The organism is Pseudomonas sp. FEMGT703P (genome assembly GCF_002786345.1).
In the GTDB taxonomy this organism is placed as follows: Bacteria; Pseudomonadota; Gammaproteobacteria; order Pseudomonadales; family Pseudomonadaceae; genus Aquipseudomonas; species Aquipseudomonas peli.
Window position 1 is genome coordinate 46,644 of the sequence record NZ_PGCM01000014.1, and the last position, 13,191, is coordinate 59,834.

At 62.4% G+C, this 13,191-nt stretch carries 8 protein-coding genes; 6 read left to right on the forward strand and 2 right to left on the reverse strand.

The window, feature by feature from the left end:
- The first annotated feature begins 137 nt into the window (after positions 1–137).
- The 6 genes from CUR33_RS20375 to CUR33_RS20400 all read left to right on the forward strand — a co-directional run bounded on the left by CUR33_RS20375 (position 138) and on the right by CUR33_RS20400 (position 10,301).
- Positions 138–1,376 carry a parallel beta-helix domain-containing protein gene (locus CUR33_RS20375; RefSeq protein WP_289240773.1) on the forward strand — a complete coding sequence of 413 codons (1,239 nt, stop codon included), beginning with the start codon at positions 138–140 and terminating at the stop codon, positions 1,374–1,376.
- Positions 1,376–2,488 carry an SO2930 family diheme c-type cytochrome gene (locus tag CUR33_RS20380; RefSeq protein ID WP_289240774.1) on the forward strand — a complete coding sequence of 371 codons (1,113 nt, stop codon included), beginning with the start codon at positions 1,376–1,378 and terminating at the stop codon, positions 2,486–2,488. The genes CUR33_RS20375 and CUR33_RS20380 overlap by 1 nt, the downstream gene beginning before the upstream one ends.
- 168 nt (positions 2,489–2,656) lie before the next feature.
- Positions 2,657–5,947, forward strand: coding sequence for a transglutaminase family protein (locus tag CUR33_RS20385; RefSeq protein ID WP_289240775.1), 3,291 nt, complete (start codon positions 2,657–2,659; stop codon positions 5,945–5,947).
- Positions 5,948–6,007: 60 nt separating this feature from the next.
- On the forward strand, positions 6,008–8,500 hold the full coding sequence (locus tag CUR33_RS20390; protein ID WP_289240776.1) for a circularly permuted type 2 ATP-grasp protein: 2,493 nt from the start codon (positions 6,008–6,010) through the stop codon (positions 8,498–8,500).
- A complete protein-coding gene (locus tag CUR33_RS20395) occupies positions 8,497–9,396 on the forward strand; it encodes a transglutaminase family protein (RefSeq protein ID WP_289240777.1) in 900 nt (299 codons plus the stop codon). Before CUR33_RS20390 ends, CUR33_RS20395 begins: the two co-directional genes overlap by 4 nt.
- 56 nt (positions 9,397–9,452) lie before the next feature.
- Complete coding sequence (locus tag CUR33_RS20400; RefSeq protein WP_160088650.1) at positions 9,453–10,301, forward strand: mechanosensitive ion channel family protein; 849 nt, start codon at positions 9,453–9,455, stop codon at positions 10,299–10,301.
- 41 nt (positions 10,302–10,342) lie between these two features.
- Here CUR33_RS20400 and CUR33_RS20405 read toward each other — a convergent pair whose 3' ends face one another.
- Together CUR33_RS20405 and CUR33_RS20410 are read right to left on the reverse strand one after the other, a co-directional pair.
- Complete coding sequence (locus CUR33_RS20405) at positions 10,343–11,299, reverse strand: DUF808 domain-containing protein (RefSeq protein WP_289240778.1); 957 nt, start codon at positions 11,297–11,299, stop codon at positions 10,343–10,345.
- Between the two features lie 850 nt (positions 11,300–12,149).
- The gene (locus CUR33_RS20410; protein ID WP_289240779.1) at positions 12,150–13,061 is read right to left on the reverse strand and encodes a glycerophosphodiester phosphodiesterase; all 912 of its coding nucleotides are present in this window, start codon (positions 13,059–13,061) and stop codon (positions 12,150–12,152) included.
- Positions 13,062–13,191 lie beyond the last annotated feature (130 nt).

Sequence of the window (13,191 nt, forward strand, 5' to 3'; positions counted from 1 at the left end):
TCTTCGCTTAATTGCCGGCGATGGTAACGGATGCATGATGCTCTGGGCTATTGGTCGGCCGGCGTGTGCAGGACTTGGCTTTTCCTTATTAATTGGTACTATCGTTCCACTTAATAAGAATAACGCTGGAGATTGCCATGCGCCTTGCCCCGCTTTCCTTGCTTGCCCTGTCCGTGCTGCTTGCCGCGTGCGGCGAAGAACCGGCCCCGGTGGCCAATCTGGATTTCCAGAAAGACCTGCAGACTCAGTTGATCAAGGCCAAGCCCGGCAGCGTGATCGAAATCCCTGCCGGCACCTACCAGCTCGACCGCAGCCTGAGCCTGAAAGTCAGCGGCGTGACCATCAAGGGCGCAGGCATGGACAAAACCATCTTGAGCTTCAAGGGGCAGAAGTCTGGCGCCGAAGGCCTGCTGGTGGATGCTTCGGACTTCACCATCGAAGACATCGCTTTTGAGGACACCAAAGGCGATTCGCTGAAAGTGGTGGGCGGCAAGAACATCATCATCCGCCGCGTGCGCACCGAGTGGACCAACGGTCCGGCCACCGAGAACGGCGCCTACGGCATTTACCCGGTGCAGACCGAGAACACCCTGATTGATGGCGCTGTGGCCATCGGCGCATCGGATGCCGGTATCTATGTCGGCCAGTCGCGCAACGTGGTGGTGCGCAACAGCCGTGCCGAGCGCAACGTCGCCGGGATTGAGATCGAGAACACCATCGACGCCGACGTGTATGACAACGTCGCCACCGGTAACACCGGCGGCATTCTGGTGTTCAACATGCCCAACCTGCCGCAGGCTGGGCGGGTGACGCGGGTGTTCCGCAACAAGATCGAAGGCAACAACCACAAGAACTTCGGCCACAAGGGCACGCCGGTGGCCAGCGTGCCGGCAGGTTCCGGGGTGGTGATCAACTCCAATGATGATGTTGAGGTGTTCGACAACGACATTGGCGACCACAAGACCGCCAACGTGATCATCAGCAGCTACTTCAGTACCGGCTATACCGACCTCTCCACAGCGGAGAGTTTCGACCCCTATCCGGAAGGCATCCATATCCATGGCAACCGATTCGGCCCTGCCGGCGACAGCCCTGATCACCTTGAACTGAAAGCGCTCAAAGTCAGCCAGTTTGGCTTGAATGGCCGCCTGCCGGATATTCTCTGGGACGGCTACGTCAACCTCGACATCCTGGTGGACGGCAAGCTGCCGGCGGACCGGGCGATCTGCATCAACAACGGCGAGGCGGGGATGATCAACGTCGACGGGCCGAACAACTACAAAAACATCAGCACCGATATGACCGACTACCGTTGCAGCCTGCCGCCATTGCCTGCCGTCAAACTGGCCTCGGCTGATGCCGACCAGGGGGCCTGATGCATCGTCTGTTGCTGGGAGCGCTGTTGCTCCTCGCCGGCTGCGAGCAGCAGCCGGCGCCGCTGTACTTGCCGCAAGGTGACAATTACCCAGAAAAACTCAGCGAGTGGGGCATGCTGCAACGCGCAGACGGCTTTATCGCGCCGGTTGCCGAGGCCTTGCCCTATGACCTGAATACCCCGCTGTTTACCGACTACGCACACAAGCTGCGCAGCGTGTGGATGCCAGCAGGTACGGCGGCGAGTTATGGCGAGGCGCACTTCTACTACCCGGTTGGCACAGTACTGAGCAAGACCTTCTACTACCCCAAGGACGCCCAGGGCCGCCTGCTGCTTAACGAGCGGGATGACCGCGACCCGCAGCGCGGTCTGGAGCTGGCACGGGTGCAGTTGATCGAGACACGCATCCTGCTGAAACAGCAGGACGGCTGGGTGGCGTTGCCCTATGTGTGGGATGAGCAGCAACAAGAGGCCCATCTGGAATGGGCGGGTGACAGCCTCGAGTTGAGCCTGCTGAATGCCGAGGGCAAGACTCAGGCCGTGGCCTATCAGGTGCCGGATGCCAATCAGTGTGCCGGTTGCCATGAAGAAACTGCAGGGCAGGGCGTCAATCCGCTGGGTCCCAAGGCGCGCCATCTGAACAAGGATCTTGCCTACGCTGATGGCACGCACAATCAGTTGCAGCACTGGCAGCAGCAGGGCCGTTTGCAGGGTGTGCCGGCCGAGTTGCAGGGCGTGCCGCAGAACGCGTTATGGCCGACCCCGCGCGCTGGCGAAAGCCTGGAGAAGCAGGCACGCAGTTATCTGGATGCCAACTGCAGCCACTGTCACAACCCCAAGGGCCCAGGGCGTACCTCGGGCCTGCTGCTCGACCCGGCCACGGCCATCGGCATCAGTTATGGCTTGTGCAAGCAGCCGGTGGCGGCGGGCAAAGGTTCCGGTGATCGGCTGGTGGATATTCACCCGGGCCAGCCGGATAAGTCGGTGCTGCTGTTTCGCGTGGAAAGTGTCGACCCGAGCATCATGATGCCGGAGCTGGGACGTTCCACTGTGCATGCCGAAGGCGTGGACGTACTGCAACGCTGGATTGCCAGCCTGCAAGGGGATTGCTGAGCGGCGCGACCTGTTTTCGTGCGCTGCGGCAGGTGTGGGGCATGCCTGGCCCTGTTGTGGTGCGCGTCATTGGTGGGTGAATGCGCGAGGCCGCGCCAGTGCTGGCTTGGATCACTGGCATAAGTCTTGCGCTGCCTGGTTATCGCCCAGGCTCGCAGGAGGCCCGCTGTGTCGATTCATATCGCCTTGCACCATGTCAGCCACTATCGCTACGACCGCGCGGTCAATCTTGGCCCGCAGGTCGTGCGCCTGCGTCCTGCACCGCACAGCCGTACCCGGGTTCTGTCCTACGCGTTGAAGGTCGAGCCAGGCGAGCACTTTATCAACTGGCAGCAGGACCCCCAGGGCAACTACCTGGCACGCTTGGTGTTTCCGGAAAAGACCCGCGAGCTGAAGATCGAGGTCGATCTGGTCGCCGAAATGGCGGTGTTCAACCCCTTCGATTTCTTCCTTGAGCCCTACGCCGAGAAAATCCCTTTCGCCTATACCGAGGGCGAGCAGCTGGAGCTGGCGCCTTATCTGGTCAAGCTGCCGGCCGGCAAGCTGTTTGCCAAGTACCTGGCCAGCATCGAGCGCACGCCGCTGCCGAGCGTGGATTTTCTAGTGGCGCTGAATCAGCGCCTTTCCACCGATATCAGCTACCTGATTCGACTTGAGCCCGGTGTGCAGACCCCGGAAGAAAGCCTGGAGAAAGGCTCCGGCTCCTGCCGCGACTCGGCTTGGCTGCTGGTGCAGCTGTTCCGCCACCTGGGCCTGGCGGCGCGCTTTGTTTCCGGCTACCTGATTCAGCTGAAAGCCGATGTTAAATCCCTCGACGGCCCGTCCGGCACCGAGGTGGATTTCACCGACCTGCATGCCTGGTGCGAGGTTTATCTGCCGGGCGCCGGCTGGATTGGTCTGGACCCGACCAGCGGCCTGTTCGCCGGTGAAGGCCATATTCCGCTGGCCTGCAGCCCCGAACCGTCCTCGGCGGCGCCGATCAGCGGCGGCGTGGATGAGAGCGAATGCGAGTTCAGCCACGAGATGTGGGTCGAGCGCATCTGGGAAGCGCCGCGGGTCAGCAAGCCTTACAGCGAGGCGCAGTGGCAGGCGATTGTCGGCCTTGGGCAGAAGATCGATGAGGACCTGCAAGCGCAGGATGTGCGCCTGACCATGGGCGGCGAGCCGACCTTTGTTGCCTTGGACTACCCCGACGATGCGGAGTGGAACACCGCCGCCCTGGGGCCCAATAAGCGCCGCCTGGCCACCGACCTGTTCCATCGCCTGCGCGAGCATTACGCAGCGCAAGCACTGGTGCACTTCGGCCAGGGCAAGTGGTACCCCGGCGAGCAGCTGCCGCGCTGGTCGTTGAATGCCTACTGGCGGCGCGATGGCGAGCCGATCTGGCACAACCCGGCGCTGTATGCCGATGAGCAAAAAGACTACGGCGTCGATGCGGCCAAGGCCGCCGACTTTCTCACCCTGCTCGCCGAACGCCTGGGCGTGGACGCTAAATACTGCGTGCCAGCCTATGAGGACCGCTTCTACTACCTGTGGCGCGAGCGCAAGCTGCCAATGAACGTCACCGCCGAAGACCCACGCCTGGCTGACCCGCTGGAGCGCGAACGGCTGCGTAAGGTGTTCGAGCAGGGGCTGGATAAAGTAGTCGGGCATATCCTGCCGTTGGCCCGGCAGGCTAAGCAGCTTGGCTGGCAGAGTGGCAGCTGGTTCTTGCGTGATGAGCACTGCCGGCTGATACCGGGCGATTCGGCGATGGGCTACCGCCTGCCGCTTGATTCGCAACCCTGGGTCAGTGACGCCGATTACCCCTACATCACTCCGGAAGATCCGAGCCAGCGTTTCGCTCCGTTGCCGGTAGCGGCGCAGATCAAGCCGCAGTCGCGCGGTGTCTGGTCGGGCAGTCAGACCAGTACGAGCAAGCGTCCGCTGCTGGGCCAGTCGGCTGCCGCTGTGGTGCGCACCGCGCTGTGCGCCGAGCCGCGTGACGGCAAGCTCTATCTGTTTATGCCGCCGCTGGTGCGCCTGGAAGACTATCTGGAACTGGTGGCGGCCATCGAAGCCACTGCTGCCGAGATGAAGTGCCCGGTGCTGCTGGAGGGGTACGAACCGCCACTGGACCCGCGCCTGCAGTTCTTCCGTGTAACTCCGGACCCCGGCGTGATCGAGGTGAATATCCACCCGGCCGCCAGTTGGGATGAGCTGGTCGAGCGCACCGAGTTTCTCTACGCGCAGGCCCGCGAATGCCGCCTCTCCAGCGAGAAATTTATGATCGACGGCCGCCACACGGGCACCGGCGGTGGTAACCACTTTGTCCTTGGCGGCGCGACGCCGGCGGACTCGCCGTTTCTGCGCCGGCCGGACCTGCTGCGCAGCCTGATCAGCTACTGGCACAACCACCCGTCGCTGTCCTACCTGTTTAGCGGTCTGTTTATCGGCCCGACGTCCCAGGCGCCGCGTATCGATGAGGCGCGTAACGATGCGCTGTACGAGCTGGAAATCGCCTTCGCGCAGATGCCTGAAGTGGGTCGCGACTGCCAGCCCTGGCTGGTCGACCGCCTGCTGCGCAACCTGCTGGTGGACGTGACCGGTAACACCCACCGCTCCGAATTCTGTATCGACAAGCTGTACTCGCCGGACTCGGCCTCTGGGCGCCTTGGTCTGCTGGAGCTGCGCGCCTTTGAGATGCCGCCCCATGCGCAGATGAGCCTGGCCCAGCAGCTGTTGATTCGCGCATTGATCGCGCGTTTCTGGCGTGAACCCTACAAACCGGCGCGACTGGTGCGCTGGGGCACCGAGCTGCATGACCGCTACCTGCTGCCGCACTTTATCGAGCAGGATTTTGCCGACGTGCTGCAGGAGCTGGACGGCTGCGGCTATCGCCTGCACAGCGAGTGGTTTGCCCCGCATTTCGAGTTCCGCTTTCCAAAATCCGGCGATTTCAACGTCAAGGGCATCGAGCTGGAACTGCGTCAGGCCCTGGAGCCCTGGCATGTGCTGGGCGAGGAGGGCGGGGGCGGCGGTACGGTGCGCTATGTCGATTCCTCGCTGGAGCGCATGCAGGTCAAGCTCAGCGGCCTGCCGAGTGACCGCTATGTGCTGACCTGCAACGGCGTACCGGTGCCGCTGCGGCCAACTGGCAAAGTTGGCGAATTTGTCGGCGGCGTGCGTTTCCGCGCTTGGCAGCCGGCCAACTGTCTACACCCGACCATTGAGGTGCACGCGCCGCTGGTCTTCGACCTGGTGGACAGTTGGATGAGCCGCTCCCTCGGCGGTTGCCAGTATCATGTCGCTCATCCCGGTGGACGCAACTACGACAGCCTGCCGGTAAACGCCTACGAGGCCGAGAGTCGGCGTCTGGCGCGCTTCTTCCGCCTAGGCCATAGCCCAGGCAAGCGTCCAACACTGGCGCCAATCAACAATAATGAACTGCCCATGACCCTGGATCTGCGCCTCGTTTAACCCCCTCACCCATAACGGGGCGAGGGGCGCGCTGCCTGTGATCGTCTTATTGAGCCTGCCATGCCCGACCTGCTTGCCGACTACCCCCTGACACCAGGGGCTTACCATGAACTGTTCGACGCCGACGGTCAGGTGCGTCCGCACTGGCGCCTGTTGCTGGAGCGTTTGCAGCGCAGCAGCCCAGCGCAGCTGGCGCAGCGTCAGGCCTTGCTGGCCCGACAGATTCAGGAAAATGGTGTGACCTACAACGTCTACGCCGACCCCGATGGCGCCGACCGGCCGTGGGAGCTGGACCTGCTGCCCAATCTGATTCCAGCCGAAGAATGGCAGCAGATCGCCGCCGGCGTGGCGCAGCGGGCCGGTTTACTGAATGCCGTGCTGGCCGACCTGTATGGCCCACAGCAACTGCTGGCCGACGGCCTGTTACCGGCTGAGCTGGTGTTTGGCCACAACAACTACCTGTGGCCCTGTCAGGGTGTGCAGCCGCCCGGCGGCACTTATCTGCACCTGTATGCGGTGGACCTGGCCCGTGCCCCGGATGGTCGCTGGTGGGTCACCGCCGACCGCACCCAGGCGCCGTCTGGCGCCGGTTATGCCCTGGAAAACCGGCAGATTGTTTCGCGCGCCTTTCCCGAGCTGTACCGCGACCTGCGCGTGCAATACCTGGCCGGCTTCTTCCGCACCCTGCAGGACACCCTGGCGCGCCAGGCCCCGGCCGGCAGTGAAACACCGCTGGTGGTGCTGCTGACCCCTGGGCGTTTCAACGAGAGTTATTTTGAGCACCTGTACCTGGCGCGTCAGCTCGGTTATCCGCTGGTGGAAGGCAGCGACCTGACCGTGCGTGATGCCAAGGTCTATCTGAAGACCCTGGCTGGCCTGCGCCGCGTGCATGCGGTGTTGCGCCGCCTGGATGATGACTTCTGCGACCCGCTTGAGCTGCGCACCGACTCGGCCCTCGGCGTCCCCGGCCTGCTCGAAGCGGTGCGCCAGGGCCATGTGCTGGTGGCCAATGCCCTCGGCAGCGGTGTGCTGGAATCCCCAGGTTTGCCGGGCTTTCTGCCGGCCATTGCGGAAAAGCTATTGGGCGAAGAACTGCTGCTGCCGAGTGTCGCCAGTTGGTGGTGCGGCGAGCCGCCGGTGCTGGACAAGGCCCTGGAACAGCTCGACGAGCTGCTGGTGCGCGCCAGCTTTCCCTCGCAGAGTTTTGCCCCGGTGTTTGGCCGTGATCTGGATGAAGCGCAGCGCGCCGAGTTGGCCGAACGCCTCAAGGCGCGGCCTTATGCCTATGTAGCCCAGGCGCTGGCGCAACTGTCACAGGCACCGGTCTGGCAGCCTGAAGAAGGCCAACTGGCGCCGCGCGCCATCGGCATGCGGGTATTCGCCGTGGCGAGTGCCGACGGTTACCGGGTCATGCCCGGCGGCCTGACCCGGGTAGCCGCCGAAGCCGACGCCGAAGTGGTGTCGATGCAGCGCGGCGGTGCCAGCAAGGACACCTGGGTGCTCGGCGAACGGCATGCCGGCGGCGAACCCTGGCAATGGCTGCGCCCGCTGGGCGTGGCCGATCTGGTGCGCAGTGACCCTTATCTGCCTTCGCGGGTGGTGGAAAACCTCTACTGGTTTGGCCGCTACAGCGAGCGCTGCGAGGACGGTGCGCGGCTGCTGCGCATCATGCTGGCGCGTTATGTGGATGACGACGATGACCCCCAGGCGCTGCAAACCGCCCTGAGCCTGGCTGAAAGCTTGGGTCTGCTGCCGGATGCCGACAGCGGCGAACTGCAGCAGCGTCTGCTTGAAGCGCTGCTGGGTGAGGACTGGCCGGGCAGCCTACGTGGCAATCTGCAGCGTTTGCAGTGGGTGGCCGGCAGCGTGCGCGGCAAGCTGTCCCAGGCCAACTGGCAGGCCCTGCTCGAATTACAGCGCGAGGCCCAGGGGTTGAGCAGCGAGCAGGCCGATTTCGGCGAGTTACTGGATTTTCTTGACCGCCTGCTGCTGTCGCTGGCGGCGCTCTCAGGCTTTGCTTTGGATGACATGACCCGTGACGACGGCTGGCGTTTTCTGATGATCGGCCGCTGCATCGAGCGTCTGCAGTTTCTCTGCGACAGCCTGGCCAACTTCCTCACCAGTAGCGCGGCGCAGGATCAGTCGGCTCTGGAGTGGCTGCTGGAACTGGGTAACAGCAGCATCACCTACCGCACCCGTTACCTGGCTTCCGCGCAGCTGATTCCGGTGCTCGACCTGTTGCTGCTGGATGAGCAGAACCCGCATGCCGTGCTGTTTCAGGTGCGCACCCTGCTGCGCTCGCTGGCGCGCCTGGGCGAGCGTTTCGAGCTGCCCAGCGAGCGCCGGCTGAAACACCTGGAAGGGCAGTTGGCGCGCTTTAGTCTGGCCAGCTTGGAGAATCCACTGTTTGGCGCGGCCAGCGTGCAGGAGGTGCTGGATGGTTTGTCTGGGCTGCTGGAAAGCATCAGCCAGGCCAGTGCGGACATCTCCGACCGTTTAGGCTTGCGCTTCTTTGTGCATGTCGACGCCAGCCAGCGGACGCAATCCTCATGAGCAGCGCCTTCTACCAGATACTTCACGACACCCATTACCGCTACGCCAGCCCGGTGTCGCTGGCCCAGCAGCTGGCGCACCTGTGGCCACGGGCTTGCCCTTGGCAGCGCAATCACAATCAACAGCTGCTGGTCAGCCCGCAGCCGTGTCAGCGCCAGGATGCTCTGGATGTGTTCGGCAACCCGCTGACCCGCCTGGTGTTCGAACGCCCGCATGACGAACTCAAAGTCAGTGCGCGGCTGCAGGTCGAAGTGCTGGCGCGCCCAGCGTTGGATCTGCAGGCGTCACCGCCCTGGGAAGACGCCTGCACGGCGCTGCGCTACAGCGGTCAGGCGTTGCTGCCTGGGGTGCTGGAGGCGACGCGTTTTCGTTTCGAGTCGCCCTATGTGCACCTCAAGCAGGTGTTTGCCGATTACGCGGCGGATTGCTTTAGCTCCAGGCGGCCGTTACTGGCTGCGGTGGACGGGCTGATGCAGAAGATCTTTGCCGAATTCAGCTTTGATGCCGCCGCCACTCAGGTGGCTACGCCGCTTTTGCAGGTGCTGGAGGAGCGCCGCGGCGTGTGCCAGGACTTCGCCCATCTGATGCTTGCCTGCCTGCGCTCCATGGGCCTTTCGGCGCGCTATGTCAGCGGCTACCTGCTGACCCAGCCACCTCCCGGCCAGCCCCGGCTGATCGGCGCCGATGCCTCGCATGCCTGGGTCTCGGTGTTCTGCCCGCAGCAGGGCTGGGTGGATTTCGACCCGACCAACAATATCCGACCGGCGCTGGAACATATCACCCTGGCCTGGGGCCGCGATTTTGCCGATGTTTCACCGCTGCGAGGGGTGATTCTCGGCGGCGGCAGCCATGACCCCGAGGTGCAGGTGACGGTGCTGCCGATCCCCGCGATCTAGCGCTTATGTAACGGCGTGCTAGCGTTTTTCCAGTGAACACTTACTGGAGCTGCGCCATGGAAGAAACCAACCTGATCAATCTCGGCACCGAAAAAGTTGCCGATCTCTACAACCTGGTCGCGCAGTACGGCGCGGCGTTTGCCATCAAGATCATCTCGGCAATTGCCTTCTGGGTGATCGGCCGCTGGCTGATCGGTTTTGCCGTCGGCATGGTGCAGCGTGCCCTGGGTCAGCAGCGGGTCGATCCGACGGTGCTGCGCTATGTCGGTAACTTTATCTCGGTGACCCTCAATATCATTCTGGTCATCGGCATTCTTGGCTACTTCGGCGTGCAAACCACCAGCCTGGCGGCGCTGATTGCGGCCGTCGGCCTGGCCATCGGCATGGCCTGGTCGGGGCTGTTGGCCAACCTCGCGGCGGGTGGTTTTATTATCGTGCTGCGGCCGTTCAAAGTCGGCGACTTTATCAGCGCGGGTGGGGTGACCGGCACCGTCACCGAGATCGGCCTGTTCGTCACCGCGATCAATACGCCGGATAACGTGATGACCCTGGTGGGTAACAACAAGATCTTCTCCGACAACATCCAGAACTTCAGCCATAACGCGTTTCGCCGGGTTGATCTGCAGGCGCAGCTGTCTGGCGCGGCGGACTACAAAGCCGCTGCGGCGCTGCTCAAGGAGCGTATCGCTGGCATTGCCAACGTGCTGAAAGAGCCGGCGGTGGATGTGGAGATTATCGAGTTCAATCTGGTCGGCCCGGTGCTGGCGGTGCGTCCGTATTGCCACACTGACCATTACTGGCAGGTGTATTTCGATAGTAACAAGATGATCAAGGATGCCCTCGGTGAAGGCGGCTTCCCGGCGCCGATGCCGGCACAGACGGTGATCATGCAGCAGGCTGGATAACAGAAGAGGCCGGCCGCCAGGGGATGGCGGCCGGCGCTGGATCAGGCGTGCGCCTTGCTTGGTTTCACGGCTTTCCAGACGCGAGTCGCCAGGCTGACCAGCAGCAGGGCAACGGCGCCGGCGATGATTCCGGCGACGGCATTCAGCAGGGTTGGCAGCAAGGCCGCGAGCAGGCCGCTGCTGGCCGCCACGCTCTGCGCCATTTGGTCGATCCACGCCTGCGCAGCATGAACGCCGTGGGTGAGGATGCCGCCACCGACCATAAACATCGCTGCGGTGCCTAGAATCGACAGGGTTTTCATCATATAGGGCGCGGTAAACAGAATGCCGCGACCGATGCTGCGTTGCAGGCGGCCGCCCAGGCCTTCACCACCACGCTGATTGAGATAGAGGCCGGCGTCATCCAGTTTGACGATACCCGCCACCAGGCCATAAACCCCGACTGTCATCAGCAGAGCGATACCCGAAAGCACCGCGACCTGCTTGCCGAAACTGGCCAGGGCCACGGTGCCAAGGGTGATGGCGATGATTTCCGCCGAGAGGATAAAGTCGGTGCGGATCGCGCCTTTGATCTTGTCCTTCTCGAACGCCAGCATGTCCACTTCGGGGTCGGCCACGGCCTGCAGCAGTTCTTGATGCTGCGCCTGATTATCGGCCTTGCTGTGGAGGAACTTGTGCGCGAGTTTCTCGAAGCCTTCGTAGCAGAGGAAGGCGCCACCAAACATCAGCAGCGGCGTTACCGCCCAGGGCGCAAAGGCACTGATCAGCAGGGCAGCAGGCACCAGAATCAGCTTGTTCTTGAACGAACCCTTGGCCACCGCCCAGACCACCGGCAGCTCCCGTTCGGCCCGCACGCCGCTGACCTGCTGGGCGTTCAGCGCCAGGTCGTCGCCGAGTACCCCGGCAGTTTTCTTGGCCGCCACTTTGGTCATTACCGCCACATCGTCGAGAACGGCGGCGATGTCATCAAGCAGGGTTAATAGGCTAGCGCCGGCCATGCGAGGGATTCCTTTCTTGGGTTTATGAGGCGAATCGCCTGGCAGAAGGGCAGGCGACGGTGCGCAGATTTATACGTGAGTCAGCACGTATCAGCCATAGGCGGAAAACCCAGTTTTGCCGCAGTGCATGAAAAAATGGTGGTACGGGTTAGTCGCTGCTATTGCCGCACGATCCACTGGCGCCACTGGCATAGGCAGCGAGCAGGCTGCGTAACAGGTCATTGAGAGGCATGGGCGTATCTCCTTGATTGGTGGAGTGACGTTACGCCTGTGCCCGGCGACTGGGCTGTTGATTGTCTCGATTGGGGTCATAGCCGGAAGCCGCTTTGGCGTTATGTACAGCCATTGCGGCGGTGCAGCGTTAGTTGTGCACAAAGACTGTGGAGCGAACTGTGGATAAGGTGGGCGTAGGCGCTTGCAGGCTTAGTCGTGTGGCTGCTTGCGGCCTTTGTACGCTTTTTGATCAGTCAATTATTTACCGTTAAAACAACAGGTTAGCCTGGTTATTCAGGGTGTTATGGGGTAACGCTGAAGTTGTCCACGACTACTGTGGGTAGAGCTGTTGATAACTCTGGTATGACTGCCTGCAAGGCTTATAAAGACTGGTTTTGCCCCCTTTGATCGATTTTTAAGCAGCGTGTAGAAGTCTCGAAATACTTCATTTACGCTCTGCCGAGTCAAGCAATAATCGCGTTATTTCAAGGGTTTGCTGCAGTGCTGCAGCGCGCGGTGGATAACTTATCCCAGGTTGCTGTGGAGCGATCTGTGGATAAGCTGAGCACGCATGCGTTCAGGCCACAGCAGGCGTGGTCTGAACGCGGTAGGTTGTTTTTTATACAGAGTGGCGCGTTTAGTCTTCCAGAGCGCTGATCTGCGTCGAACGCCCGAGCACCTGCAGGGCACGATCCGGGTAATCGGTGATCAGTGCGTTTGCCCCCAGATCAATCAGGCGGCGCATATCGGGCTGTTCGTTGATGGTCCACAGTTGCACATTCAGCCCACGTTGTGTGGCGGTCTTGAGCAAGCTCGGGCTGGCAATGGGTAGACCATCGTGTGCTTCAGGAATCTGCAGCGCCTGGTAGGACGGCGACAGCAGGCTGCCTAGGCCGACCCAGTTGAGCGCCACCAGCAAGCGTACCGAGCCGGGGCCTGCAGAGGTGGCAACGCCCGGGCACTGTTCGCGGAACAGCTGCAGGCTGCGGTCATAGAAGCTGCCGACAATCACCTTGTCGCGTTGCTGGTGCGCTTCAAGGGCATCACACAGCTGCGCTTCCATGCCGACATCCGGCACCTTGATTTCAATCACCTTGGGAATGCTGGGGAAACGTTCGAGCACTTCGGTAAAGGTCGGGATCCGCACGCCCTGGCCACGGTAGGGGTAGCTTTGGCCGCCATCGGCGCTCCAGCGGTAACCAGCGTCCAGCGCTTGCAACTGCGCCAGGCTGTGCGCGGCCACCGGGCCTTCGCTATTGGTGGTGCGATTCAGCGTACGGTCGTGGATCACCACCAGTTCGCCGTCACTGGACAGGTGCAGGTCCATCTCCAGCATGTCCACGCCCAGGGCGCTGGCACGCTCAAAGGCAAACAGGCTGTTTTCCGGCCACAGGCCTCTACCGCCGCGGTGGGCAATCACCAGCGGTCGTTCGGCAAAGCTGCTAAGCACTGCGGCTGGTTGGGCCGGTTTACTGGTCAGGGCCAGTACGCCGAGGGCGATGGCCAGTAACAGCAGTGGAACAGAGAGAAAGCGGGCAACGCGCAGCATGGTCAGGGTCCAGGGCAGTCAAGGGAGAGGAGGTTTAATACGCCTCGACTATGACAAAGCCATGGCGGCTGGGCGAGAGGCGAAATGCGCCAGCCTAGCGACCTTTGCGGTCAGGGATAGTTGGCGTGGC

What these genes read in the sequence shown, in the direction of transcription:
- CUR33_RS20380 (WP_289240774.1), top strand. Translation starts at nt 1,376, where the DNA reads ATGCATCGTCTGTTGCTGGGAGCGCTGTTGCTCCTCGCCGGCTGCGAG.
- CUR33_RS20375 (WP_289240773.1), top strand. Translation starts at nt 138, where the DNA reads ATGCGCCTTGCCCCGCTTTCCTTGCTTGCCCTGTCCGTGCTGCTTGCC.
- CUR33_RS20395 (WP_289240777.1), top strand. Translation starts at nt 8,497, where the DNA reads ATGAGCAGCGCCTTCTACCAGATACTTCACGACACCCATTACCGCTAC.
- CUR33_RS20405 (WP_289240778.1), bottom strand. Translation starts at nt 11,299, where the DNA reads ATGGCCGGCGCTAGCCTATTAACCCTGCTTGATGACATCGCCGCCGTT.
- CUR33_RS20390 (WP_289240776.1), top strand. Translation starts at nt 6,008, where the DNA reads ATGCCCGACCTGCTTGCCGACTACCCCCTGACACCAGGGGCTTACCAT.
- CUR33_RS20400 (WP_160088650.1), top strand. Translation starts at nt 9,453, where the DNA reads ATGGAAGAAACCAACCTGATCAATCTCGGCACCGAAAAAGTTGCCGAT.
- CUR33_RS20410 (WP_289240779.1), bottom strand. Translation starts at nt 13,061, where the DNA reads ATGCTGCGCGTTGCCCGCTTTCTCTCTGTTCCACTGCTGTTACTGGCC.